This is a genomic window from Burkholderia ubonensis (assembly GCF_001718695.1).
In the GTDB taxonomy this organism is placed as follows: Bacteria; Pseudomonadota; Gammaproteobacteria; order Burkholderiales; family Burkholderiaceae; genus Burkholderia; species Burkholderia ubonensis_B.
The window spans coordinates 1003193-1029797 of the sequence record NZ_CP013420.1 but is presented as its reverse complement, the minus strand read 5'-3'; the positions used below and the strand labels follow the sequence as shown (position 1 = coordinate 1029797).

Below are 26605 nucleotides of genomic sequence, written 5' to 3'. Positions count from 1 at the left end.
GGAAAGCGCCGTGATTTAGCGGAAGAGGATTCCCAGAACATGACTGATCTTCGTCTTACCAAGCGGTTCGCTGCAGTGCTCGCCACCGGCGCGCTCGTTGCCGGTTGTAGTTCGCCGTCGCCCACGAAAGTGGACTACAAGAGCGACTCCAAATCGAAGGAGGTTTCGCTGGCGGTGCCGCCCAACATGCTCGAGGAGACGGCCGATCAGCGCTCGTTGCCGCCGCAGGGCGGCGCAACCTCCCTGTCGGCGCTCCAGCAGGTCCAGCAGGCCGCGCCGTCCACCGATGCCGTCGTGCCGCCCGTGACCGGCATGCATATCCAGCGTGACGGCACCGAAAGCTGGCTCGTCATCGACGGCAAGAAGCCGGCCGACATCTGGCCGCAGGTCCGCCGCTTCTGGCAGGAACAGGGCTTTCTGCTTGTCGTCGACCAGCGCGACAAGGGCGTGATGGAAACCGACTGGAACGAAACCCATCCGCAGATCAACGACGGCCTGATCCGCAGCGTGATCTCGAAGGCGATGGGCAATTCGTACGTGACGGCCGAGCGCAACAAGTACCGCACGCGTCTCGACGTGGCGCCGAACGGCGGCACCTATGTGTTCATCAGCCAGAAGGGGATGCGCGAGGCGCTGACCGGCCCGAACAACGATTCGAGCAAGTGGGAGCCGAAGCCGAACGATCCGGCGCTCGAGACGGAATACCTGAAGCGGCTGATGGCCGTCCTCGCGCAGAACGACCTGCGCGCGAAGAACGGCGAGCCGCCGATCGCCAACATCAAGGACAACACGGTCGTCGTGAAGGACAAGAAGGCCGATACCGACGCAGCGAAGGCCGCGGCTGCGGCGATCGCTGCGCAGAACGTCGCGCGCACTTCATCGCAGGCGAACGACGTCGAGACGAGCACGGTGCCGTCCGAAGTCACGCTCGGCGAGCCGTACGATCGCTCGTGGCTGCGCGTCGGCCTTGCGCTCGATCGCGCCAACTTCACGGTCGACGATCGCGATCGCCAAAAGGGCCTGTATTTCGTGCGATACGTCGATCCGAAGGATCTGAGCGCCGCCGAGCAGGGCTTCTGGAGTCAGTTGTTCCACGGCAAGAAGGAAAAGCAGGCGAAGCAGTACCGGGTCAACGTAAAGGCGCTCACGCAGGATCAGACGCGCGTCGCGGTCGTCGACGAGTCGGGCGCGATCGATTCGTCGCAGCCGGCACGTCAGATCATGGGGTTGCTGGTGAACCAGCTGCGCTGATCGTCGCGAGATCCCGTCTCGTAAAGCCCGCCGCTCGGCGGGCTTTTTTTATGTTCGCGCGCCGCAAGCCTGCATGCGTGCCATGACCGATGCCTGTTGGGATGTTACGTAACATCCTCGCGTTACGGCGACGCGATGGCCCACATCGTTTCCGTATGCTCCGGAATTCAGTTAAAAATCAATGGTGTGCGCGACAAATCGCGCTTGGCATGCAACCTGCTTTATAAGTTGGAATCGTTAGGGCAGGGAGGATGGCGTCAGATGCCGGGCGTGCGTCGCGAGCGCCCGACCAACGGTGTCGATGTCCGCATATGCCGGTGCAACGAGCGCCGGCGCATTCGATGATGATCTGCGCAGCGCGCGGATCTCGATGGCCCCGTCGCCTATCCTCGTAGGGCGACGGTTTTGCCCGCGCTTCCTGTGAAGCGCGGGCAATTTTTTTGGCAGCAGAAGTGACGGTGGAGGCCGCTGCGCTGCGGCTCGAGCGGCAGCGGACCGTGCTCGCCGTTTTCGCGCAATTGCGCGGCGATGGCGTGGCGGCGCGAGTGCCACCCGCGACAGCGCGCGATCAGTGAGACGCGTTGGGTACGTCGAGGATCAGGATGATCGTCCAGTCTGCGTCGCCGTCGTGATGGTACTGGCGTTCGGCGACGATGAACGGCTGCTGCTTGCCCTGCGGGCCGAGAAAGAGCACGTCGCCTTCCATCGGCAGGCACTCGATCGGCGGGAGCGCGAGAAAGGCGTCGTCCGAGCCGCGCGGCATCAGTTGCTTGATCTTGCGAGTGGCGGCTTCCGTCCACTCGATGTCGAGTTGAATGTTGCTCATGCTGTCCTCCGCACCAAGGTGCGTACGGGGTGGAAAAGTTCGGTGCGCGACTGTAGCACAGCGTACCGGCGACGCAACCAAAAAAGCCGAACCCGGTTGCCCGGATTCGGCTTTTTTGCTTATGCGGTGCCGCGGAGTTACTGGCTTGCGGCGTCGGCCGGAGCAGCCTTCTTGGCGGCCTTCTTTGCCGCCTTGTGGTGAGCTGCCTTCTTGCCATGGTGTGCTTCGTGCATCGCCGGCTCGGCTGCCTGGGCAGCTTGCTGCTGCTGCAGGGCCTGCGCGCGCTGCTCGATCTCGGCGATCTTGGCCGGATCGGTGATGGTCTTGATTTCCGTGCTCTCTTGCGCATACGCTGCGCCAGCCAGCGCCGACATCGCAATCAGGATAGCCAGGGACGTCTTCTTCATTGCTTTACCTCCGCTAAGTGGTGATGAACCCGAGCGAGTGTTGCCGTTCAGTCTGGCGACCGCAATCGAGTGCGTGTCGAGTTTAACAAAAGTGACGGATCAATGCATTGGAACGGCGGCGCGGCGCAAGGCCGCGTTGAAGTCGCGCAACACTTGCCGCGCTTCGTCACGCGCGTGCCATGCGGCGCTGTGTTGCCGAGGGGGCATGTGTGAAGGTGTCCTCAGAACCACCCGAGCCGGCTGTACACGTGAAATTGCGCGATGCCGATCAATTCGTGCAACGCATGCTCGGCGTTGATCAGATTCTGCCGGCGCGGCAGCCAGCCGGTTTGCGCGTCGCGGCGATTCGCATAGACCGGCTGCGCGTCGATGCCGAAATGCCGGAAATCGAGCAGCGCACGCCGCATCTGATACGACGACGTGACGAGGATCGTCGCATCGACATGCCGTGAGCGTAGTATAGGCGTCGTGAACTTCGCATTTTCGTAGGTCGTGCGGCTGTTTGCTTCGAGCATGAGGTCGCGCGGGTCGACGCCTCGGGCGACGAGATACGGCGCATAGGTCGCGGCTTCAGTCGCGCCGTGCCGCTCGGGATCGCCGCCGGACACGATGACCGTGCAACGTTCGGCGCGCTGTCGGCAATCGCGGTACAGCGCGGCGGTCTTGCGAATTCGGGGGAAGCCGTCCGTGCGCGGCTCGAGCCGTCCGTCGATGCGCCGCGTTCCCGTGCCGAGCAGGATCAGCACGGTTTGCCCGTGCATGTCCGGGTGTTCGACGGGTGTCACGCCCGCCTGCGACCATGCGATCAACGGCGCCGCGAGCCAGCCCGTCGCAAGCAGCCAGAACAGCGCGAAGGCGACGGCCGCGATCGTGCGTCGCCACTTGCGGCACAGCATGAAAACGACGAAGAGAAGTGCAAATGAATCGAACAGAATCAATTTGATTGGGGTATGGTGTCTTTTTATGGATGGCTGATGATCTGGCCCCGACTCGACGCCGAGCGTCCAGCCTCCTGAACCGGTGGCGGCGCCGGCGGGCGGAGACCCCGCCCGGCGCGCTGCCTGGCATTGTCGCTGCACTTTAAGAAAGAATCGAGATGGCCACGTATTCCAACGAAGCGGTGCTCGACGCGCTGAGGCGGGTGCAGTATCGCCAGGTGCCGTGGGCGCGTCGTCCCGGCGTGTTCGAGTATCTGCGGTCGCTCGGGCTGATGGACACGGTCAGGCAGAAGACCGTTGCGCCTGCACCGGGCTTTCACGCGCCGGTCGACATCGCTGTGCTGACCGACAGCGGCCGCGCCGAATTCGCGCGCCTCGAGCGCGACGAGAAATTGCCCGCTTGGACCGATCGCAGGATCGAGGATTACGCGCTAAGCGAAGCGAGCGCCGTCGCGATCCTCGAAAGCCGGCTGTAGCGCACCAGGCCCGCCGGCAACTCGGCAAAAAAAAGCCCGTATCGCGAGGATACGGGCGTACCGGATACTTTTTGCTGCTGCCACGCTGTGCTCATGGCAACGATGTTGACTCGCCACGCATTGCGCAGTTCCCGGGTGCAGGCAAATTCTTTGATGAAGACGGGCGGGGCGCCGGGTTACGGACGCCCGGTTAGGGATGGCGGCGCGAATCCTGCGACGGCAGGCCGACGCGTGCGCGGGCATTGCTGGCGATGTCGCCGCGCAGGTCGCCGCGCGGTACCGTCTGGTTGGACTGTTCGACGCCGGGCGGCGCATGCGGATTGCCCTTGTGTTCCTGCTGGCGGTGCGGCTGCCTGGCGTGGTCGTCCGCGTGCGCCGGCAAGGCAAGCGCCAGTGAAACAACAATGCCGCATGCCGCGAGCAGTGACATTGGTTTCATGGCGGACTCCCTTCAAGCCGTCGATGCGGCTCGCTGATATGACGCTAAGGTAAGCGTGGGAGTGCAGGCTTGCTGTAAATATTGGTAAATAGATGTATCGCCGCGCGACAGCGAAGCTCGGCGACGCGGCCCGTTCCGCGCGGCCGTGGCCGAAAAGAGACCGGGCGGCCGCAGCCGCCCGGTTCGGTGTCCTGTCCTTTACGCCATCTTGACCGGCGCGCGCCAGGATTCCGGATTGGTCCAGAAGGCGCCGCGCAGACGGTCGCGGCTCGGTGGCGCGGGCGGCTTGGCCGCGCTTGCGCCGATGCGGCCGCGCAGCGAGATCTGCCGGCCGCTCGTGCCGAGTCGCTTGACGATTTCGGCGAGCGTGCCGTCGGCTTGCCATTCGTCGAAGCGGCGGCGGCAGGTCGGCGGCGACGGATAGCGCCCCGGCAGCTTCGACCAGCCTTCGCCGGTCGACAGCACCCACAGCACGGCGTTCACCACCGAGCGGGCTTCCACGCGGGGACGACCGCGGCGCTCACTCCGTGCGGGTTCCGAACAAAACAGACCCTCGACCAGCGCCCACTCGTTATCTCTCAAATCGTCGAACAGCATCATGTCCTCACCTCAGCGAAGCAAACTCCGGTGCGCTGCCCTGCGCCGCGCACTCTTCAAGCACTCGATCACCGAGTGCCGGGTGGGGGCGTCCGGTCGGTCGGCAGCGGCGTTTCTGCCTTCCGCCCGACGAAACCTGCGCCCTGTACGCCATCTCACGCATGAAGCGTGCCATGTCTGGGGCGATACCCTCGAAAGCCGCTTGGCAGCGAGCTGACGGCTGCGTCAGCTAGGGGCGTATAAGACGCCAAAATAACCCGCCGGCAAATCGGGACAATCACCAATCTTGTGCAATTCGCCCGCACCGCGTGCGTTTGCGCGCATATTGCACCGCAGCGAAACATGTGCGACAGGTGCCGGATTCGCGCACTAGAATCGCGCATCGATGCCAGAGATTGATGAGGTCAGGACATGAACATTACGCTGCGCCAGCTTCGCGTATTCATCGAGGTCGCGCGGCTCAAGAGCTTCAGCCGCGCCGGCGACGAGATCGGGCTCACGCAGTCCGCGGTGAGCCGCTGCGTGCGGGAACTGGAGGCGGAGTTGGGGCTGAAGCTGATCGATCGCACCACGCGCGACGTGCAGTTGACCGACGTCGGCGGGAACCTGGTCGCGAGCGTGTCGCGTCTGATCGGCGATCTCGACGACACGCTGCGCGAGATTCGCGAAATCGGCGAGCAGCGCCGCGGGCGCGTGATCGTCGCCGCCAGCCCGACGATCGCGTGCCGGCTGATGCCGCGCGTCGTGGCGGCCTGCGAACGGCAGTTTCCGTTCGTCACGCTCGGCCTGCGCGACGACGTGCAGAGCGACGTGCTGCGCAAGGTGAAGTCGGGCGAGGTGGATTTCGGCGTCGTGATCGGGCCGCTCAGCGTCGCCGATCTCGTGAGCGAGCCGCTGATGACCGATTCGTTCTGCCTCGTGGCGCGCGCCGACCATCCGCTCGCATCGCGCGCGGAGGTGCCGTGGTCGGCGCTGAACGGCGAGCGCCTCGTGTTGCTCGACCACGCGTCGGGCAGCCGGCCCCTGATCGACGCGGCGCTGGCCGCGCATCGGGTGAGCGCGACGGTCATGCAGGAGCTCGGGCATTCGGCGACGGTGTTCGGGCTCGTCGAAGCCGGCGTCGGCGTGAGCGTGCAGCCCTGGCTGTCGCTGCCGCTGCCGGCCGGTTCGACGCTCGTCGCGCGCCCCCTCGCGCCGCGCACGGAGCGCACCGTCGAACTGGTGCGCCGCCGCGACCGCTCGCTGTCTCCCGCCGCGCAGGCGATCTGGGAGCTGGTACGGCAGATGCCGTCGAGGGCGGAGGATCTGGACTAGGCGTGGGTTGTGCGCATGTGTGTCTACGGCGTGGGTCGTGTGTTTCGACGCCGATTTTCGAGCACCGCTTGCGTGCACGCCACGCGCCGACGCCGACACTGTGCCGCATGGCCGACCCGCACCGCAGCCGGAATGGAGCAGCGTGGTATGAGGCGGAGTAGTGCGATCGGCTTATCTTTACGCACTCGGCAATTTTGCGTAAGATGGCGCTCAGTCACGCGGTTCCCTCGTTGAATCGTGCTGTTCCGTCCGGTTTGGGCCTGGCTTGAAGTTGTTTCGCCGCCCCCGGTTCGTGCTCCCATCAATATGACCGATCAGAATCGGGCGAGCGCGTCTTCTGTTCCTTTCGTCTGTTTGTTGATCCGGTTCGTTTGACCACAGGGTCTGGCCTAGCTGCATGAATACCCAAGAGGCGAAGATCGTCCTCGAGACTGCTTTGATCTGCGCGCAGGAGCCGCTGAAGCTCGGCGATCTGCGCAAGCTATTTGCCGACAGCGTGTCGGCTGACACGGTCCGCACGTTGCTCGAAGATCTGAAACAGGAATGGTCCGGCCGTGGCGTCGAGCTGGTGGCGCTGGCGAGCGGCTGGCGCTTTCAGAGCAAGCCGGCGATGCGCAGCTTTCTCGACCGCCTGCATCCGGAGAAGCCGCCGAAGTATTCGCGCGCGGTGCTCGAGACGCTGGCGATCATTGCGTACCGGCAGCCGGTCACGCGCGGCGACATCGAGGAAATCCGCGGTGTCACGGTCAACACGCAGGTGGTCAAGCAGCTCGAGGATCGCGGCTGGATCGAGGTGATCGGGCATCGCGACGTGCCGGGGCGTCCGGCGCTGTATGCGACGACCAAGCAGTTCCTCGACGATCTCGGCCTGAAGGCGCTCGACGACCTGCCCGCGCTCGAGGAGCCGGCGGCGAACATCGAGGCCGCGCTGCTCGCGCAGCATGCGATGGATTTCGACGGCGATGCGGCGGTTGCGGAAGCGGAGCCGGAGGCCGTCGAACCGGCGGCCGACGAGCCGCATGACGCACCGAATGAATTGCCGGTCGACGCTGCCACGGGCGCAGCGTCGACGCAGGAAACGCCGAATCGCGATACGCTGCAAGCTGATCGCGCCCAGGCGGAGCAGGGCGGCGCCGAAGCAGCGCCGGCCGGCGTGCAGCCCGAGTCGCTGCACGAGCAATGGAACGAGGAAGATCGCAAGCCGGCCGCCGAAGCGGCAGCCGGCGACGGAGCGGAAGCGGTCGACGACGTGTCCGGCGTGGCCGGACATGCCGACGCACCCCGTTCCCGTCCTGCGGACGACGAGATGACGGACGATGCGTCCGACAGCCTCGCGGATGCTGTACGCAGCGCCAGCGCGCCCATCGGGGCGGACGAGCTGCCGGACGACGAAGCAGAACCTGAACAGCGTCGCGCCTGATCGCGGCCGATTCCATGCCGCGCCCGCGCCGGGCGCGAGACCTGACATTTTGAGGTTGTTTTGACTGATATCCACGATATTGAATCGTCCGCGCCTGCCGTGCAGGCAGCGCGCGCCGACGATGCGCCCGACCAGGGCGGCTCGGCCGAGGGTGGCGACGAACGTCCCCGCCGCGGCCTGCGGCGCGGCCCGCGCAGCCTGATCGCGCGCCGTCGCGCGGCTGCGAAGTCGAAGGGCGCTGATGGCGAACCGCAAGGCGGCGAAGCCGCGGATGCGCCGCCGGCCGACGCTGCCGACGCGCAACCCGCGCGGGCGCCGCGCAAGGAAGGCGCGGCGAAGGGCGGGCGCAAGCCGGCGGCCAAGCGCGAAGGCGCGGCCAAGGCCGCGCAGGGCGGTCAGGGGCGGCGCGGCGGCGCGGCCAAAACCGACGGCGCCGTCGCGAATGCCGGCACCGAGGCGGCATCGCAGGACGACCTGTTCGCGTACGTGACGTCGCCTGCGTTCGACGCGGACAATTCCGCGGCGGGCAGCGGCGTGCGCGCGCCGATGCTGCGGCGCGGCCGCGGCCAGCCGGCCAACAAGCGCGTGCTGTCGCCGGACGACGACGCGCCGAAGCTTCACAAGGTGCTGGCGGAAGCCGGCATGGGCTCGCGCCGAGAAATGGAAGAGCTGATCGTTGCCGGCCGCGTGTCGGTGAACGGCGAACCGGCGCACATCGGCCAGCGAATCATGCCGACCGACCAGGTCCGGATCAATGGCAAGCCGGTCAAGCGCAAGCTGCCGAACAAGCCGCCGCGCGTGCTGCTGTACCACAAGCCGACGGGCGAGATCGTCAGTCATGCGGATCCGGAAGGCCGGCCGTCGGTGTTCGACCGCCTGCCGCCGATGAAGACGGCCAAATGGCTTGCGGTTGGCCGGCTCGACTTCAACACCGAAGGGCTGCTGATGCTGACGACGTCGGGCGACCTGGCGAACCGCTTCATGCATCCGCGCTACAGCGTCGAGCGCGAGTACGCGGTGCGGGTGGTCGGCGAGCTGTCCGAAGGCAACCGGCAGAAGCTGCTGCACGGCGTCGAGCTGGACGACGGCCCGGCCAACTTCCTGCGCATCCGCGATGGCGGCGGCGAAGGCACGAATCACTGGTATCACGTTGCGCTGGCCGAAGGCCGCAATCGCGAAGTGCGTCGGATGTTCGAGGCGGCCGGCCTGATGGTGAGCCGCCTGATCCGCACGCGCCATGGTCCGATCCCGCTGCCGCGCGGCTTGAAGCGCGGCCGCTGGGAAGAGCTCGACGACGCGCAGGTGCGCAAGCTGATGGCGACGGTCGGCCTGAAGGCGCCGTCGGAAGAGAAGGGCAAGCGCGGTAGCGGTGGTGGCCAGGCCGAGCGCCGCCAGCCCGACCCGATGCAGACGTCGATGGGCTTTATCGGCCGCGAGCCGGTGCTGACGACGCATGGCAACCTCGAGCAGCCGCGGCGTGGCCCACGGCGCGGCGCGGCGGGCGGCTTCGCCGGTCCGAGCGGCTTCGGCGGCGGCATGCCGGGCATGTCGGGCGGCTACGGCGGTGGCCAGCGTGCGGGCGGCGGGCGCGACGTCGACGGCAACCGCGCGTCGTATGGCGCAGGCGGCAACAAACGTGGCGGCGGCGCCGGCAAGGGCGGCGGCAATCGCAACCCGAACGGCAATCGCGCGGAAGGCGCAGGCAACGGCGGCGGCGGCGCGCGCGGTGGCCAGCGTCCGCAGCGGAATCGCTCGCGCGGCCGCTGAGTTGCGGATCGCGGCGCAACCTGCCGCGTCTCGCCGGCGAAATCGGTTTGAATATCCGGTTTTGCCGGCGGGCGCTTGGCGTTTGCGCCGAAAATCGCTATAATCGCAAAGTCGCTGGGCGTACGGATTCGATGTGCGGCTCAGGTGCGACCACCGGTAAAGATGGGCGTTCCGCCCATTTTTTTTTGCTGAAACGGTTAGGCATCTCGGGTAGCGCTTCCTGCGCCGGCTAAGGCGCGCGCCCGCGGGTGAATCGCGAGCGGCGGGCGCGAACACCTGAGAGGGCACTGTGCAACTGACGGAACTGATAGAAACCACGGTCACCGGACTCGGCTACGAGCTGGTGGATCTTGAGCGCACCGGGCGCGGCATGCTTTGCATCTATATCGACCAGCCTGCCGGCATTTCGCTCGACGATTGCGAAAAGGTCACGCGTCAGCTCCAGCACGTCTTGACGGTCGAAAACATCGATTACGAACGGCTCGAAGTCTCGTCCCCGGGGCTCGACCGCCCGTTGAAGAAGCTGGCCGACTTCGAGCGCTTCGCTGGCAGCGAAGCCTCCGTGACCTTGAAGAAGCCGCTGGACGGGCGCAAGACATACCGGGGCATTCTGCACGCGCCGAACGGCGAAACGATCGGTTTGGAATTTGAGAGGAACAAGGGCGAGGCAGCCATGCTGGATTTCACGCTGGCCGATATCGACAAAGCCCGCCTGATTCCGCAAGTTGACTTTAGGAGCCGCAAATAATGAGTCGCGAAGTGTTGATGCTGGTGGATGCGCTGGCGCGCGAGAAAAACGTCGACAAGGATGTCGTGCTGGGCGCCCTCGAGGCGGCGCTCGCATCGGCTTCCAAGAAGCTGTTCGACGAAGGCGCCGAGATCCGCGTCCATATCGATCGCGAAAGCGGCGAGCACGAAACCTTCCGTCGCTGGCTCGTCGTGCCCGATGAAGCGGGCCTGCAGGAGCCGGATCGCGAGATCCTGCTGTTCGAGGCGCGCGAGCAGAAGGGCGACGTCGAAGTCGGCGACTACATCGAGGAGTCGGTGCCGTCGATCGAGTTCGGCCGCATCGGCGCGCAGGCTGCCAAGCAGGTGATCCTGCAGAAGGTGCGCGACGCGGAACGCGAGCAGATCCTGAACGACTACCTCGAACGCGGCGAAAAGATCATGACGGGCACGGTGAAGCGCCTCGACAAGGGCAACTTCATCGTCGAATCCGGTCGCGTCGAAGCGCTGCTGCGCCGCGACCAGCTGATCCCGAAGGAAAACCTGCGCGTGGGCGACCGCGTGCGCGCGTACATCGCGAAGGTCGACCGCACCGCGCGCGGCCCGCAGATCGAGCTGTCGCGCACCGCGCCGGAATTCCTGATGAAGCTGTTCGAGATGGAAGTGCCGGAGATCGAGCAGGGCCTGCTCGAGATCAAGGCGGCCGCGCGCGACCCGGGCGTGCGCGCGAAGATCGGCGTCGTCGCGTACGACAAGCGGATCGATCCGATCGGCACCTGCGTCGGCATTCGCGGTTCGCGCGTGCAGGCGGTGCGCAACGAGCTCGGTGGCGAAAACATCGACATCGTGCTATGGTCGGAAGATCCCGCCCAATTCGTGATCGGCGCGCTCGCGCCGGCAGCCGTTCAGTCGATCGTCGTCGATGAAGAAAAGCACTCGATGGACGTCGTCGTCGACGAGAACGAACTGGCCGTCGCGATCGGCCGCAGCGGTCAGAACGTTCGCCTTGCCAGCGAGCTGACCGGCTGGCAGATCAACATCATGACGCCGGACGAGTCCGCCCAGAAGCAGGGCGAAGAGCGCGACCGGCTGCGTGCCCTGTTCATGGCGCGTCTCGACGTCGACGAAGAAGTTGCCGACATCCTGATCGACGAAGGCTTCACGAGCCTTGAAGAGATCGCTTACGTGCCGCTCAACGAAATGCTCGAGATCGAGGCGTTCGACGAGGATACCGTGCACGAGCTGCGCAACCGCGCGCGCGACGCGCTGCTGACGATGGCGATCGCGAACGAAGAAAAGGTCGAAAACGCGGCGCTGGACCTGAAGAGCCTCGACGGCATCACGCCGGAGCTGCTCTCGAAGCTGGCCGAACACGGTGTGGCCACGCGCGATGATCTCGCCGAGCTGGCAGTGGATGAACTGGTCGACATGACCGGGGTGGAAGAGGATGCCGCTAAGGCGTTGATCATGAAAGCACGTGAACATTGGTTCCAGTGAGAAATGACCATGGCGCACTGATTTGATGGCGGCCGTATGGCCTGACCCGATGCTAACCGCAAGGAATCGGTCCTTGCACTAAGAGGAATGAATGGCGAGTAACAACGTAGCCCAATTTGCCGCGGAACTGAAAATGCCTGCTGGTGTGCTGCTCGAACAGCTGCAGGCAGCGGGCGTCCAGAAAGCGAGTGAAGACGATGCGCTGTCCGAGGCGGACAAGGCGCGTCTGCTCGATCATTTGCGCAAGTCGCACGGCGCGACCGACGGCGACAAGCGCAAGATCACGCTGACCCGCAAGCATACGTCGGAGATCAAGCAGTCCGACGCGACGGGCAAGGCTCGCACCATTCAGGTCGAGGTCCGCAAGAAGCGCACGTTCGTCAAGCGCGACGACGTGGGCGACGTCGCGGACCAGGGGCAGGCACAGGCCGCCGAAGCGGATGACGACGCGGAACTGAAGCGCCGCGAGGAAGAGGCGCGCCGCGAGGCCGAGCTGCTCGAGAAGCAGGCGCAGGAGCTGCGCGAGCGCCAGGAGCGCCTCGAGCGCGAGGAAGCGGAACGCCGCGCCCGCGAGGAAGCGGCCGAGGCGGAGCGCCGCCGCGCCGAGGAAGAGGCGGCAAAGCGCGCCGCAGCCGAAGCGGCGGCGAAGCAGGCTGCGGCCCAGCAGGCGGCAGCGGCCGAACAGGAAGCGCGCTCGCAGTCCTCGCAGGACGACGAGCGCGCGGCTGCCGAACGTGCGGCGCAGCGCGAAGCGGCGAAGCGGGCCGAGGATGCTGCACGCGAAGCGGCGGACAAGGCGCGCGCCGAGCAGGAAGAGATCAGCAAGCGCCGCGCGGCCGCCGAGGCGGAAGCGCGTGCGATCCGCGAGATGATGAACACGCCGCGCAAGGCCGTGGTCAAGGCTGTCGAACCGCCGAAGCCGGCGGAGCCGGCCAAGCCGGCCGAAGCGAAGGGCACGCTGCACAAGCCGGCGAAGCCGGAAGGCGCGCAGGCGCGTCCGGCGGCGAAGAAGCCGGCCGGCGCAGCGCCGGCGACGACGCAGGCGCCGGCTGGCGCGGGCGACCGCAACAAGAAGCCGGGCGCCGGCAAGGGCGGCTGGCAGGACGACGCAGCGAAGCGCCGCGGCATCAAGACGCGTGGCGACTCGAGCGGCGGCGTCGACCGCGGCTGGCGCGGCGGCCCGAAGGGGCGCGGCCGTCACCAGGAAAGCGCATCGTCGTTCCAGGCGCCGACCGAGCCGATCGTCCGTGAAGTGCATGTGCCGGAAACCATCTCGGTGGCGGACCTTGCGCACAAGATGGCAATCAAGGCCTCCGAAGTCATCAAGGTGATGATGAAGATGGGCCAGATGGTCACGATCAACCAGGTGCTGGACCAGGAAACCGCGATGATCGTCGTCGAGGAACTGGGCCACCGCGCGGTTGCGGCGAAGCTGGACGATCCGGAAGCACTGCTCGTCGAAGGCGAGACCGGTACCGATGCAGAGCAATTGCCGCGTCCGCCGGTCGTCACCGTGATGGGTCACGTCGACCACGGCAAGACCTCGCTGCTCGACTACATCCGCCGCGCGAAGGTCGCAGCGGGCGAAGCGGGCGGCATTACGCAGCACATCGGCGCGTATCACGTCGAAACGCCGCGCGGTGTCGTCACGTTCCTGGATACCCCGGGCCACGAGGCGTTCACGGCAATGCGTGCGCGTGGTGCGAAGGCGACCGACATCGTCATTCTGGTGGTGGCGGCCGACGACGGCGTGATGCCGCAGACGAAGGAAGCCATCTCGCACGCGAAGGCGGGCGGGGTGCCGATCGTCGTCGCGATCAACAAGATCGACAAGCCGGAAGCGAACCCGGACCGCGTGAAGCAGGAACTGGTCGCCGAAGGCGTCGTGCCGGAAGAATACGGCGGCGATTCGCCGTTCGTGCCGGTGTCGGCAAAGACGGGCACGGGCATCGACGATCTGCTCGAGAACGTGCTGCTGCAGGCCGAGGTGCTGGAACTGAAGGCACCGGTCGAGGCGCCGGCCAAGGGCATCGTGATCGAAGCGAAGCTCGACAAGGGCAAGGGCCCGGTCGCGACGATGCTGGTGCAGTCCGGTACGCTGAACCGCGGCGACATCGTGCTCGCGGGCACCGCTTACGGCCGCGTTCGTGCGATGCTCGACGAGAACGGCAAGCCGACGAAGGAAGCCGGCCCGTCGATCCCGGTCGAGATCCAGGGTCTGTCGGAAGTGCCGGGGGCAGGCGAGGAAGTGATCGTGCTGCCGGACGAGCGCAAGGCGCGTGAAATCGCGCTGTTCCGTCAGGGCAAGTTCCGCGACGTCAAGCTGGCGAAGCAGCAGGCGGCGAAGCTGGAAAGCATGCTCGAGCAGATGGGCGAAGGCGAAGTGCAGAACCTGCCGCTCATCATCAAGGCCGACGTGCAGGGTTCGCAGGAAGCGCTCGTGCAGTCGCTGCTCAAGCTGTCGACCAGCGAAGTGCGCGTGCAGATCGTGCACAGCGCGGTGGGCGGCATCAGCGAAAGCGACGTCAACCTGGCGACGGCATCGAAGGCGGTCATCATCGGCTTCAACACGCGTGCGGATGCGCAGGCGCGCAAGCTCGCGGAAGCCAATGGCGTCGACATCCGCTACTACAACATCATCTACGACGCCGTGGATGAGGTGAAGGCAGCGATGTCGGGCATGCTGGCGCCGGAGAAGCGCGAAGTCGTGACCGGCATGGTCGAGGTGCGCCAGGTGTTCAAGGTGCCGAAGGTCGGTACGGTCGCGGGCTGTATGGTCACGGACGGTATCGTCAAGCGTTCGTCGTCGGTTCGCGTGCTGCGCAACAACGTCGTGATCTTCACCGGCGAACTCGAGTCGCTGAAGCGCTTCAAGGACGACGTGAAGGAAGTCAAGCAAGGCTTCGAGTGCGGCATGTCGGTGAAGAACTTCAACGACGTCATCGAAGGCGACCAGTTCGAAGTCTTCGAAGTGACCGAAGTCGCGCGTACGCTGTAAGCATCGCGCATCGGCTCATGGGCGGGGCAGGCGTGGGCCTGTCCCGCCCATTTTCATGGCGGCGCGCCAAGGGCCGCCGCATTGTCCTGATAAACGCATCAGGGATCGATCATGTCCAGGAAACGTACTTCTCCCAATCGCAACGTGCAGATCGCCGACCAGATTCAGCGCGACCTGTCCGAACTCATCATGCGCGAGGTCAAGGACCCGCGCATCGGCATCGTGACCATCCAGAGCGTGGAACTCACGCCGGACTATGCGCACGCGAAGGTGTACTTCACCGCGCTCACCGGCGATCCGGAAAAGACGCAAGAGGCGCTGAACCACGCGTCCGGTCACCTGCACAACCTGCTGTTCAAGCGCCTGCACATCCATACGGTGCCGACGCTGCATTTCCACTACGATCAGACGATCGAGAAGGCCGTGGAGATGTCGCGCCTGATCAAGGAAGCGAACTCGACGCGCGCGCTGGACGACGACGAAACCGGCACGCCCGCCAAGGAAGATTGAGCTCGCCCGGCCTATGACGACAGCAGCATCCCAACGTCCGCGCGTGCCCCGGCGCGCGCTGGACGGCGTCCTTCTGCTCGACAAGCCGGTCGGCCTGTCGAGCAACGATGCCCTGATTCGCGCGAAGCGTCTCTATCTCGCGAAGAAGGCCGGCCACACCGGCACGCTCGATCCGCTGGCCTCTGGCCTGTTGCCGCTATGCTTCGGCGAAGCGACGAAGTTCTCGCAGGACCTGCTCGAAGCCGACAAGACCTACGAGGCGACGATGCGCCTCGGCGTGCGCACCACGACCGGCGACGCGGAAGGCGAGGTGCTCGACACGCGGCCGGTCGAATGCGACCGGGCGGCCGTGGAAGCGGCGCTCGAGCGCTTCATCGGCGAAATCGTGCAGGTGCCGCCGATGTACTCTGCGCTCAAGCGCGACGGCAAGCCGCTCTACGAATATGCGCGGGCCGGCCAGACGGTCGAGCGCGAAGGGCGCAACGTCACGATCCACCGGCTCGAATTGCTCGCGTGCGAACTGCCCGACGTGACGTTCCGCGTGACCTGCAGTAAAGGCACGTATGTGCGCACGCTCGCGGAAGATCTTGGCGAGGCGCTCGGCTGCGGCGCGCACTTGACGATGCTGCGCCGCACCGGGGTCGGCGCATTGACGCTCGACCACGCGGTGACGCTCGATGCGCTGTCCGATGCCGACGATGCCGCGCGCGGCGCATGGCTTCAGCCGGTCGACGCGCTGCTGTCGACGTTTCCGATGGTGCGGCTCGACGATGCGTGCGCGAAGCGCTTCCTGCACGGCCAGCGCCTGAAGCTGTCGGAGATTGCGCGTATCGACGCGAGCGAAGGCGAGCGGGTGCGGGTCTACGATGCGACGCGGCTGCTTGGCGTGGCCCGCGCGGCGAACGGCGTGCTGGCGCCGGAACGGCTCGTCGTGACGGCAGCGTGAAGCCGCGCGGCGCGCCGGCATTGCCGGCGGCATGAAAAAAGGCCCGGCCGTTGTCGACCGGGCCTTTTGTCTTGTGCGCCGGCGGGCGCTGCGTTCAGTGCGCCGCCGAGGCCGCCGCACCGGCGTCGCCGCCGCCCGCGCGTTCCGGTTTCGTGATCCAGATCAGTGCGATCAGCAGCACGAAGATCGCGGCCGAGATGTAGAACAGGTCGTTCACGCCGAGCTGTGCAGCCTGCTGTGTGGCCATGTTGTTGATCAGCCCATGCGCCTGCTGCTGGGTCAGGCCGAGATTGCCCATCTGCGTGACGGCCTGGTTGAACGCCGGATTATAGGCATTCGCCTGCTCGATCAGCTGCGCGTGATGGAAATTGTTCCGGTGATCCCACGCGGTCTGGAAGATCGACGTGCCGATGCCGCCGCACATGATCCGCACGAAGTTCGACAGGCCCGACGCCGCGGGAATGCGGTGGCCGGGCAGGCCGGACAGCGTGATCGATACGAGCGGGATGAAGAAGCCGGCCATCGCGATGCCCTGCACGAGCGTCGGCAGCGTCAGCGACCATTCGTCGACGCCGGTCGTGTAGCGGGAGCGCATCCAGAAGCACAGCGCAAAGATCAGGAACGACGCAGTCGAGATATAGCGGGGATCGGTGCGCGGCAGGTACTTCCCGGTGAGCGGCGACAGCAGGATCGCGAACAGCCCGACCGGCGCCATCACGAGGCCAGCGTCGGTCGCGGTGTAGCCGATCTGCGTCTGCAGCCATAGCGGCAGCAGCACGAGGTTGCCGAAGTACAGGCCGTACCCGATCGACAGCGCGACCGTGCCGCCGGTGAAGTTCCGTATGCGGAACAGCGACAGGTCGACGACCGGATGCTCGGCGGTCAGCTCCCAGACGACGAAGAACGCGAACGCGATGACGGCGGTCAGCGCGAGCACGATGATGGTCGTCGACGCGAACCAGTCGAGATCCTTGCCCTTGTCGAGCATGATCTGCAGCGAGCCGACCCAGACGACCAGCAGGGCGAGACCCACGCCGTCGATCGGCGCGCGGCGCACGACCGATTCCCGCTGGCGGTAGATCATCCACGTCGCGATCGCGGCGGCGATGCCGACCGGGATGTTGACGTAGAAGATCCAGGGCCACGAGTAGTTGTCCGAAATCCATCCGCCGAGAATCGGACCGGCGACGGGGGCGATCAGCGTCGTCATCGCCCAGAGCGCGAGCGCCATCGGCGCCTTCGCGCGCGGGTAGCTCGCGAGCAGCAGCGCCTGCGACAGCGGAATCATCGGGCCCGCGACGGCGCCCTGGATCACGCGCGACACGAGCAGGAACGGCAGTGTCGGCGAGAGTCCGCACATCCATGACGAAATGACGAACAGGATGATCGACGCGAGGAACAGGCGAACCTGTCCGAAGCGCTCGGTGAGCCAGCCCGTCAGCGGCACGGAGATCGCGTTCGCGACCGCGAACGACGTGATGACCCATGTGCCCTGGTCGGCCGACACGCCGAGATCGCCCGAGATGGTCGGGATCGCGACGTTCGCGATCGACGTGTCGAGCACGTTCATGAACACGGCGAGCGACACCGCGATCGTCCCGATCAGGAGCTGCCCGCCCTGCAAGGGCGGGTGAGAGACAGGAGGCTGTGCCATGTCGGTGGTCTTCCGGGAACGGAACGGATTACATCATCTTCGCGATGCTGCCTTGCTTCGCCGCGGCCGGCGCCGGGGCCGAAGCGTTGCCGCCCGCGTTCTCCGCAACGATGCGCGCGATTTCGGCGTTGGCTTCGTCGCCGTACTTCGCGAACACGTCGGTCTGGTAGACCGTGTTCTGCACGTTGCCGAGCTGGTTGCCGCTCTCGTCCTTGATGTTGACGTCGACCTGCATCGACAGGCCGATGCGCAGCGGGTGCTTTTCGAGGTCCTTCGGGTCGAGCTCGATCCGCACCGGCAGGCGCTGCACGACCTTGATCCAGTTGCCGGTCGCGTTCTGCGCGGGCAGCAGCGAGAACGCGGAGCCGGTGCCGGCAGAGAAGCCGATGACCTTGCCGTGATAGACGACCGACGAGCCGTAGATGTCGGCCGTCAGCTCGACCGGCTGGCCGATGCGCATGTGGTTGAGCTGGACTTCCTTGAAGTTCGCGTCGACCCACACCGCGTTCAGCGGCACGACCGACATCAGCGGCGTACCCGGCGACACGCGCTGGCCGACCTGCACCGAGCGCTTCGCGACGTAGCCGGTGACGGGCGCGGGCAGCGTGTTGCGCGCGTTGGCGAGATACGCGTCGCGGACCTTCGCGGCCGCGGCGAGCACGTTCGGGTGCGACGCGATCGTCGTGTTCGCGGTCAGCGCGCGGTTCGACGCGAGCTGCTGCTGCGCGGTGTCGAGCGACGCCTGCGCGCCCTTTACCGCGTCACGCGCGTGCGAGATCTCTTCCTGCGACACGGCGCCGGTCTGCGCGACCGCAAGGCGGCGGCGCAGGTCGTCCTCGGCGCGCGACAGGTCCGACTGGCGCAGCACGACCTGCGCACGGTACTGGTCGTCGTTGACGAACAGGCCGCGCACCTGGCGCACCGTCTGCGCGAGGTTCGCCTCGGCCTGCTGCAGCGCGACCTGCGAATCGGCCGGGTCGAGCAGCACGAGCGAATCGCCGGCCTTGACGGTCTGCGTGTCGTCGGCCTTCACCGCGATCACGGTGCCCGTGACCTGCGGCGTGATCTGCACGACGTTGCCGTTCACGTAGGCGTCGTCGGTCGATTCGTGGAAGCGCGCGACGAGGAAGTAGTACAGCCCGTAGGCAATGGCCGCGATCACGATGACCGCGACGAGCAGCGTCATCATCCGCTTGCGCTTGCCGTTACTCTGCGCCTGGGCGCTGGCGGCGTTCTGTTGAGGGTCGCTCATGGCGATTTTCTCCGTCCGTTGTTTCGAGTGTCTGCGTAATGGTCGTGCCGAATCAGTTCGCGGCCTGTTGCGCGGCCTTGGCCTGCGCGGTGCGCTGTTCGGCATCGGGTGCGGCGAGGCGGGTGCCGGTGGCGTCGAAGCCGCCGCCGAGCGCCTTGATCAGCGCGAGCTGCATGTCGCGCCGTCGCATCTTCAGGTTGGTCACGGTCTGTTCCGATGCGAGGCGGTTGCTGTCCGCGTTCAGCACCTGCAGTTGCGGCGACAGGCCGGCCTTGTAGCGGATCACCGCGAGGTCGTATGCCTTCGTCGACGCGTCGAGCGCCCGCTGCGCGTCGTCCATCTGCCGATCGATCGCGCGGATCGACGCGACCTGCGTCGCGACGTCGTTCAGTGCACTGATCAGTGTCTGGTTGTAGTTCGCGACCGACAGGTCGAAGTCCGCATAGCGGCCCTTGAGCTGCGCGCGCAGCGCGCCGCCGTCGAAGATCGGCAGGTGGACCGCCGGGCTGAACTGCGCCTGGCGGCTCGCGAAGTTCAGGAATTTGCCCCAGCCGAACGCATCGAAGCCGAAGCCCGCCGCGAGGTTCACGTCGGGGTAGAACTCGGCTTTCGCTTCCTTCACGTCGTGCATCGCGGCTTCGACCTGCCAGCGCGCGGCGACGATGTCGGGGCGCCGCGACACGAGGTCGGCGGGCAGGTTGTCGGGCAGCACGACGGCGCCGCCCGGATTCAGCACCGGCGCGGCGATCTGCAGGCCGCGGTCCGGCCCCTTGCCGAGCAGGGCGGCAAGCTGGTAGCGCACGCTCGTGATCTGGCCGTCGAGGTCGGACAGCGACGCCTGGGTCGTCGCGATGTTGCCGCGCGCGGTCTGCCGTTCGACGTTGGTGTCGAGGCCGGCCGTCACGCGGCCGTCGGTGATCTTGCCGACCGTCTGGCGGTTGACGATCTCGCGCTGTGCGATGTCGCGCAGCGCATAGAGCTGCGCGAGCGAGTTGTAGGTGCGGGCGATCGACGACGCGAGCGTGATGCGCGCCTGCTGCATGTCGGCCTCGGCGGCCTTTTCCTGCGACACGGCGGTGTGCAGGCGCTCGCGGTTCTTGCCCCACAGATCGAGGTCCCACGACGCGCTCGCGAGCGCGTTGTTCTCGCTGTACCACTGGCCGCCCAGCGGCGGCGGGAAGAGTGCGTTGCTCGAATACAGCTGGCGATTCCACGAATAGCTGCCTTCGACCTTCGGCAGCAGCGTCGAGCGCGACGACTCGATGTACGACGACGCCTTCGCGATCCGCGCCTGCGCCTGCGCGATCGACGGATTGTCGGCGAGCGCCTCGTCGATCAGCTTCGGCAGCTGCGGGTCGCCGAACCCGGTGGCCCAGTCGAGCGACGGCCACTTGCCGCCCTGGGCGGGCAGGCTCTGCGCGGTTTCGAATTGCGACGCCGGGGCGATCTGCTTGTCGCTCTTGATGCCGAAGTAGTTCGCACAGCCCGTCAGCGCCAGCGCGGCGACCGCGGCGGCGATGGCGGACCGGTACGATCCGGCGCGCATGGACAACGGAGAGGATTTCATCGCGCTGATCCCTGACTCGGAATGAATAATGGACACTGCAAGGATTTCCTTACATTAATCTGTCAAAAGTAATTGTTATGGCAACTATTACGTGATGCTATTGCCCGCGTTCTCGCAATAATTGCCGAGAATGCGGCGCAGCATACTTTTCAGGAAGCCGACTTCCTCCGGCGTGAAGCCGTCCAGCAGCTGGTCGAGCACGCTGCGGAAGATGGCCGGCAGGCGTTCGGCGAGCGCGCGCCCTTCGTCGGTCAGTTCGAGCCGCACGACGCGCCGGTCCTCGATGCTGCGCACACGCGACAGCAGGCCGCGCTTCTCGACGCGGTCGAGCAGGCGCGTCACCGCGCTCGCGTCGATCCCGTATTCGCGGGCGAGTTCGGCGGCCGTCGAGCATTTGCCGACCGCGATCATGAACAGCATGCTGGCCTGCGTGCCGGTGATGCCGAGTTCTCCTTGCGTGCGCTGCGTGACGAGGTTGGTCATCAGCGATTTCACGCGCGACATCAGATAGCCGACGCTATCGTTGATCTGGTACGAGGACAGCGGCGAAACGGGCGATTGAGAAGGAGAATCGGACATAAAACTGTGAAACTGCAATAGTTGACTAGGCAGCAGTGTAGGCGCAAATGCTTGCTGCGGCAAATGTTAATCGAACAGGCAACGCCGCGCTGAAGGTGGGCGAATCACCTTGTCGGCGGCGGGGTTTTTGTCGCGGGTGGGCGCCGACGGCGGGTGGGCGGGACGCGTCGGCGGGGCGGCCGAAGCGGCGTTGCTTGCCGCGATGCAACGGACGGTCCGGCTTTCGACATCCCGACGTGCTATAATTTGCGGTTTCCAAGCTGCAACGCGCGCGCACGTGTCCCGGTGACTGACGAGCGTGCGCGTTTGCGCGTTCAACGATTTCAGGTTTCTATGACCCGCGCCCTTCGCAACATCGCCATCATCGCCCACGTCGACCACGGCAAGACGACGCTCGTCGACCAACTGCTTCGCCAGTCCGGCACCTTCCGCGAGAACCAGCAAGTCGCCGAGCGGGTGATGGACTCGAACGACATCGAAAAGGAGCGCGGGATCACGATTCTCGCGAAGAACTGCGCGGTCGAATACGAAGGCACGCACATCAACATCGTCGACACCCCGGGGCACGCGGACTTCGGCGGTGAGGTCGAGCGCGTGCTGTCGATGGTCGACTCGGTGCTGCTGCTGGTCGACGCGGTCGAGGGCCCGATGCCGCAGACGCGCTTCGTGACGAAGAAGGCGCTCGCGCTCGGCCTGAAGCCGATCGTCGTGATCAACAAGGTCGACCGCCCGGGCGCGCGCATCGACTGGGTCATCAACCAGACCTTCGACCTGTTCGACAAGCTCGGCGCGACCGAGGAGCAGCTCGACTTCCCGATCGTCTACGCATCGGGCCTGAACGGCTACGCGTCGCTCGACCCGGCCACGCGCGAAGGCGACATGCGCCCGCTGTTCGAGGCGATCCTCCAGCACGTGCCGGTCCGCCCGGCTGACCCGGAAGCGCCGCTGCAGCTGCAGATCACGTCGCTCGACTATTCGACGTACGTCGGCCGGATCGGCGTCGGCCGCATCACGCGCGGCCGCATCAAGCCGGGCCAGCCGGTCGTGATGCGCTTCGGCCCGGAAGGCGACGTGCTGAACCGCAAGATCAACCAGGTGCTGTCGTTCAAGGGTCTGGAGCGCGTGCAGGTCGAGTCGGCCGAAGCGGGCGACATCGTGCTGATCAACGGCATCGAAGACGTCGGCATCGGCGCGACGATCTGCTCGGTGGATGCGCCGGAAGCGCTGCCGATGATCACCGTCGACGAGCCGACGCTGACGATGAACTTCCTCGTCAACTCGTCGCCGCTCGCGGGCCGTGAAGGCAAGTTCGTGACGAGCCGCCAGATCCGTGACCGCCTGATGAAGGAGCTGAACCACAACGTCGCGCTGCGCGTGCGCGATACGGGTGACGAGACGGTGTTCGAAGTGTCGGGCCGCGGCGAACTGCACCTGACGATCCTGGTCGAGAACATGCGCCGCGAAGGCTATGAGCTCGCGGTGTCGCGTCCGCGCGTCGTGATGCAGGAAATCGACGGCGTGAAGCACGAGCCGTACGAACTGCTGACGGTCGACGTCGAAGACGAAAACCAGGGCGGCGTGATGGAAGAACTCGGCCGCCGCAAGGGTGAAATGCTCGACATGGCGTCGGATGGCCGCGGCCGCACGCGTCTCGAATACCGGATTCCGGCGCGCGGCCTGATCGGTTTCCAGAGCGAATTCCTGACGCTCACGCGCGGCACGGGCCTGATGAGCCACATCTTCGACTCGTACGCGCCGGTCAAGGACGGCTCGGTCGGCGAGCGCCGCAACGGCGTGCTGATCTCGCAGGACGACGGCGCGGCGGTGGCGTACGCGCTGTGGAAGCTGCAGGATCGCGGCCGCATGTTCGTGAAGCCGGGCGACGCGCTCTACGAGGGCATGATCATCGGCATCCACAGCCGCGACAACGACCTCGTCGTGAACCCGATCAAGGGCAAGCAGCTCACCAACGTGCGCGCGTCGGGCACCGACGAAGCCGTGCGTCTCGTGCCGCCGATCCAGATGTCGCTCGAATACGCGGTCGAGTTCATCGACGACGACGAGCTGGTCGAAGTGACGCCGCAGTCGATCCGCCTGCGCAAGCGTCACCTGAAGGAACACGAGCGTCGCCGCGCAAGCCGCGAAGCCGCGATCGACTGAGCGCGTCGAAGCGACTCCGGGCAACACGAAAAAAGCCGCCTCCGGGCGGCTTTTTCGCGTGTGCGCGGCGCGCAAGCGGGTGGCCTGCAAAACAATGTTTCAGCGGCACGCGGCAATCCGGCAAAACCCCGCCACACGGTGCTTTCAGGCACATTTCCGCGTGAACCCCGGTAACGGTTCTGTGATATGCTGCGCGCACGCAAGTTTTTAGGTCCTTCCAAGCAAGACTTGATTCGCAATCCGCTAAACGGTCAGGCCGTGTCGCGGAAGGTTGAGCAACCCGCTATTTCTCGAGAAGCTCGAAGAAAGGTGAGCGTAAAATGTCAGATGTAATGAAGCAGTTTCAGCTGAACTCGTATCTGTTCGGCGGCAATGCTTCGTACGTAGAAGAACTGTACGATGCATATCTTGATAATCCGGCGTCAGTGCCCGAGAACTGGCGAGAGTATTTCGATGCGCTGCAGAACGTGCCTGCGACGGACGGTACGAGTGCCAGCGACGTCGCGCATTTCCCGATCGTCGAGTCGTTTGCGCAGCGCGCGAAGGCCAATGCCTTCATCCCGCGCGAAAGCGGCGCCAATCTGGCCACGGCGCGCAAGCAAGTCCACGTCCAGTCCCTCATCAGCGCTTATCGCTTCCTTGGCTCGCAATGGGCCAATCTCGATCCCCTGAAGCGTCGCGAACGTCCCGCCATTCCCGAACTCGAACCCGCGTTCTACGACTTCTCCGAGGCCGATCTCGACCAGACGTTCAGCGCGAGCAACCTGTACCTCGGTTTCGACCAGGCTTCGCTGCGCGACATCGTCAAGGGTCTGCGCGACACGTACTGCGGCACGATCGGCGCCGAGTACATGTACATCAGCGATCCCGAGCAGAAGCGCTGGTGGCAGGAGCGCCTGGAATCGACCCGCGCGACGCCGAATTTCACGGTCGACAAGAAGAAGCACATCCTGAACCGCCTGACGGCTGCCGAAGGCCTCGAGCGCTACCTGCACACCAAGTACGTCGGCCAGAAGCGCTTCTCGCTGGAAGGCGGCGAAAGCTTCATCGCGGCGATGGACGAAGTCGTCCAGCACTCGGGCAAGAAGGGCGTGCAGGAAATCGTCATCGGCATGGCCCACCGCGGCCGCCTGAACGTGCTCGTCAACACGCTCGGCAAGATGCCGGCCGACCTGTTCGCCGAATTCGAAGGCAAGCACGTCGATGACCTGCCGGCCGGCGACGTGAAGTACCACAAGGGCTTCTCGTCGGACGTGTCGACGGAAGGCGGCCCGGTCCACCTGTCGCTCGCGTTCAACCCGTCGCACCTCGAAATCGTGAACCCGGTGGTCGAAGGCTCGGCGAAGGCGCGGATGGACCGTCGCGGCGACGAAGACGGCCTGCAGGTGCTGCCGGTGCAGATCCACGGCGACGCGGCCTTCGCGGGCCAGGGCGTCGTGATGGAAACGCTGAACCTCGCACAGACGCGCGGCTACGGCACGCACGGCACGCTGCACATCGTCATCAACAACCAGATCGGCTTCACGACGTCCGACCCGCGCGACGCGCGCTCGACGCTGTACTGTACCGACGTCGTCAAGATGATCGAGGCACCGGTGCTGCACGTGAACGGCGACGATCCGGAAGCCGTGATCCTCGCGACGCAGATCGCGATCGACTACCGGATGCAGTTCCACAAGGATGTCGTGATCGACATCGTCTGCTTCCGCAAGCTGGGTCACAACGAGCAGGACACGCCGGCGGTCACGCAGCCGCTGATGTACAAGAAGATCGCGCAGCACCCGGGCACCCGTGCGCTGTACGCCGAGAAGCTCGTGCAGCAGGGCGTGATCAGCGCGGAAGACGCCGACGGCTTCGTGAAGGCGTACCGCAAGGCGATGGACGACGGCCACCACACGGTCGATCCGGTCCTGTCGAACTACAAGAGCAAGTACGCGGTCGACTGGGTGCCGTTCCTGAACCGCAAGTGGACGGACGCAGCCGACACGGCGGTGCCGCTCGCCGAGCTGAAGCGCCTCGGCGAACGCATCACGACGGTGCCGGAAAACTTCAAGGTCCACCCGCTCGTCGAGCGCGTGATCAACGACCGCCGCAACATGGCGCGCGGCGACCAGCCGCTCGACTGGGGCATGGCCGAACACCTCGCGTTCGCGTCGCTCGTCGCGTCGGGCTACTCGGTGCGCCTGACCGGCCAGGACTCGGGCCGCGGCACGTTCACGCACCGTCACGCGGTGCTGCACGACCAGAACCGCGAGCGCTGGAACGACGGCACGTACGTGCCGCTGCAGAACGTTGCCGACAACCAGGCGAAGTTCACGGTGATCGACTCGGTGCTGTCGGAAGAGGCGGTGCTGGGCTTCGAATACGGCTACTCGACCGCCGAGCCGAACACGCTCGTGCTGTGGGAAGCGCAGTTCGGCGACTTCGTCAACGGCGCGCAGGTCGTGATCGACCAGTTCATCTCGTCCGGCGAAGTGAAGTGGGGCCGCGTGTCGGGCCTGACGATGCTGCTGCCGCACGGCTATGAAGGCCAGGGCCCGGAGCACTCGTCGACCCGTATCGAGCGTTTCCTGCAACTGTGCGCGGACCACAACATGCAAGTGGTCCAGCCGACGACGCCGGCGCAGATCTTCCACCTGCTGCGCCGCCAGATGATCCGCCTGTTCCGCAAGCCGCTGATCGTCGCGACGCCGAAGTCGCTGCTGCGTCACAAGGAAGCCGTGTCGGACCTGTCGGAACTGGCGAAGGGCTCGTTCCAGCCGGTGCTCGGCGAAACCGACGGCGGCATCGACGCGAAGAAGGTCAAGCGCGTGCTGGTCTGCTCGGGCCGCGTGTACTTCGACCTCGTCGCGCATCGCCGCGAAGCGAAGGCGAACGACGTGGCGATCATCCGTATCGAACAGCTGTATCCGTTCGCGCACAAGCAGTTCGAAGCTGAACTGAAGAAGTACGAGAACGCGACCGAAGTGGTCTGGGTGCAGGACGAGCCGCAAAACCAGGGCCCGTGGTTCTACGTCGAACACCACCTGAAGGAAGGCATGAAGGAAGGGCAGAAGCTGGCATACAGCGGCCGTCCGGCTTCGGCCTCGCCGGCGGTCGGCTACTACGCGAAGCACTATGAGCAGCAGAAGGCCCTCATCGAAGGTGCTTTCGGCCGCCTGAAGAGCGCATCGATCGCGAAATAACCGACGTCCAAGCGAAACGGGAAGGCGCGCGGCGCTTTCCCGAATCTTTTGGCCCGCAGGACGCGCATCGCGCCGCATCGGCCTGAAGAATCGCCA

The 26605-nt window shown here is 65.8% G+C and carries 20 protein-coding genes and 1 pseudogene; 12 read left to right on the top strand and 9 right to left on the bottom strand.

The genetic code is table 11. From position 1 onward, the window contains the following. Positions 1-39: 39 nt before the first annotated feature. On the top strand, positions 40-1251 hold the full coding sequence (bamC, locus tag WJ35_RS04715) for an outer membrane protein assembly factor BamC (protein WP_069238827.1): 1212 nt from the start codon (positions 40-42) through the stop codon (positions 1249-1251). Positions 1252-1819: 568 nt separating this feature from the next. Here bamC and WJ35_RS04710 read toward each other — a convergent pair. The 3 genes from WJ35_RS04710 to WJ35_RS04700 all read right to left on the bottom strand — a co-directional run bounded on the left by WJ35_RS04710 (position 1820) and on the right by WJ35_RS04700 (position 3422). Then, on the bottom strand, positions 1820-2077 hold the full coding sequence (locus WJ35_RS04710) for a hypothetical protein (protein ID WP_004191628.1): 258 nt from the start codon (positions 2075-2077) through the stop codon (positions 1820-1822). A 137-nt stretch (positions 2078-2214) separates the two neighbouring features. Next, complete coding sequence (locus tag WJ35_RS04705) at positions 2215-2484, bottom strand: hypothetical protein (RefSeq protein ID WP_010092550.1); 270 nt, start codon at positions 2482-2484, stop codon at positions 2215-2217. A gap of 221 nt (positions 2485-2705) precedes the next feature. Continuing rightward, complete coding sequence (locus tag WJ35_RS04700; protein ID WP_029226578.1) at positions 2706-3422, bottom strand: YdcF family protein; 717 nt, start codon at positions 3420-3422, stop codon at positions 2706-2708. Positions 3423-3580: 158 nt separating this feature from the next. On the opposite strand from WJ35_RS04700, the gene WJ35_RS04695 reads away from it, so the two are divergent. Next, positions 3581-3898: a hypothetical protein gene (locus WJ35_RS04695; RefSeq protein WP_010092548.1), complete on the top strand. Its 318-nt coding sequence runs from the start codon at positions 3581-3583 to the stop codon at positions 3896-3898. A 190-nt stretch (positions 3899-4088) separates the two neighbouring features. Here the strand turns inward: WJ35_RS04695 and WJ35_RS04690 are convergent, their stop codons facing one another. Together WJ35_RS04690 and WJ35_RS04685 are read right to left on the bottom strand one after the other, a co-directional pair. Next, positions 4089-4337 (bottom strand): hypothetical protein, encoded by a 249-nt coding sequence (locus tag WJ35_RS04690; protein ID WP_060237474.1) that lies wholly within the window; start codon positions 4335-4337, stop codon positions 4089-4091. A 201-nt stretch (positions 4338-4538) separates the two neighbouring features. Continuing rightward, positions 4539-4934: pseudogene (locus WJ35_RS04685) on the bottom strand (transposase); the annotation flags it as partial. 411 nt (positions 4935-5345) lie between these two features. Between WJ35_RS04685 and WJ35_RS04680 the strand changes: the two are divergent. The 8 genes from WJ35_RS04680 to truB all read left to right on the top strand — a co-directional run bounded on the left by WJ35_RS04680 (position 5346) and on the right by truB (position 16112). Continuing rightward, positions 5346-6248 (top strand): LysR family transcriptional regulator, encoded by a 903-nt coding sequence (locus WJ35_RS04680; RefSeq protein WP_069238826.1) that lies wholly within the window; start codon positions 5346-5348, stop codon positions 6246-6248. 397 nt (positions 6249-6645) lie between these two features. Then, entirely contained in the window at positions 6646-7668 is a 1023-nt protein-coding gene (scpB, locus tag WJ35_RS04675; RefSeq protein ID WP_069238825.1) for an SMC-Scp complex subunit ScpB, read from the top strand. Positions 7669-7728: 60 nt separating this feature from the next. Continuing rightward, positions 7729-9435, top strand: coding sequence for a 23S rRNA pseudouridine(2605) synthase RluB (rluB, locus tag WJ35_RS04670; protein WP_069238824.1), 1707 nt, complete (start codon positions 7729-7731; stop codon positions 9433-9435). A gap of 289 nt (positions 9436-9724) precedes the next feature. Continuing rightward, entirely contained in the window at positions 9725-10183 is a 459-nt protein-coding gene (gene rimP, locus WJ35_RS04665) for a ribosome maturation factor RimP (RefSeq protein WP_010092540.1), read from the top strand. Beyond that, complete coding sequence (gene nusA / locus WJ35_RS04660) at positions 10183-11658, top strand: transcription termination factor NusA (protein ID WP_010092539.1); 1476 nt, start codon at positions 10183-10185, stop codon at positions 11656-11658. The genes rimP and nusA overlap by 1 nt, the downstream gene beginning before the upstream one ends. Before the next feature lie 91 nt (positions 11659-11749). Continuing rightward, positions 11750-14656 carry a translation initiation factor IF-2 gene (gene infB / locus WJ35_RS04655; protein ID WP_029226575.1) on the top strand — a complete coding sequence of 969 codons (2907 nt, stop codon included), beginning with the start codon at positions 11750-11752 and terminating at the stop codon, positions 14654-14656. 111 nt (positions 14657-14767) lie between these two features. Next, on the top strand, positions 14768-15166 hold the full coding sequence (rbfA, locus tag WJ35_RS04650) for a 30S ribosome-binding factor RbfA (protein ID WP_060237463.1): 399 nt from the start codon (positions 14768-14770) through the stop codon (positions 15164-15166). 13 nt (positions 15167-15179) lie between these two features. Then, positions 15180-16112 (top strand): tRNA pseudouridine(55) synthase TruB, encoded by a 933-nt coding sequence (truB, locus tag WJ35_RS04645; protein WP_029226574.1) that lies wholly within the window; start codon positions 15180-15182, stop codon positions 16110-16112. Between the two features lie 94 nt (positions 16113-16206). Here truB and WJ35_RS04640 read toward each other — a convergent pair whose 3' ends face one another. From WJ35_RS04640 to WJ35_RS04625, 4 genes are all read right to left on the bottom strand, one after another. Next, positions 16207-17766 (bottom strand): DHA2 family efflux MFS transporter permease subunit, encoded by a 1560-nt coding sequence (locus tag WJ35_RS04640; protein ID WP_060237461.1) that lies wholly within the window; start codon positions 17764-17766, stop codon positions 16207-16209. A 28-nt stretch (positions 17767-17794) separates the two neighbouring features. Next, positions 17795-19018 (bottom strand): efflux RND transporter periplasmic adaptor subunit, encoded by a 1224-nt coding sequence (locus tag WJ35_RS04635; protein WP_060237458.1) that lies wholly within the window; start codon positions 19016-19018, stop codon positions 17795-17797. A gap of 52 nt (positions 19019-19070) precedes the next feature. Further along, complete coding sequence (locus WJ35_RS04630) at positions 19071-20585, bottom strand: efflux transporter outer membrane subunit (RefSeq protein ID WP_060237455.1); 1515 nt, start codon at positions 20583-20585, stop codon at positions 19071-19073. Between the two features lie 87 nt (positions 20586-20672). Further along, positions 20673-21164, bottom strand: a complete 492-nt coding sequence (locus WJ35_RS04625; RefSeq protein ID WP_069238823.1) for a MarR family winged helix-turn-helix transcriptional regulator — start codon at positions 21162-21164, stop codon at positions 20673-20675. Positions 21165-21497: 333 nt separating this feature from the next. Here WJ35_RS04625 and typA point away from each other — a divergent pair, with 333 nt between their 5' ends. Then, positions 21498-23324 (top strand): translational GTPase TypA, encoded by a 1827-nt coding sequence (gene typA, locus WJ35_RS04620; protein ID WP_060237441.1) that lies wholly within the window; start codon positions 21498-21500, stop codon positions 23322-23324. Between the two features lie 320 nt (positions 23325-23644). Beyond that, positions 23645-26509, top strand: a complete 2865-nt coding sequence (locus WJ35_RS04615; RefSeq protein ID WP_010092530.1) for a 2-oxoglutarate dehydrogenase E1 component — start codon at positions 23645-23647, stop codon at positions 26507-26509. Positions 26510-26605: the final 96 nt, after the last annotated feature.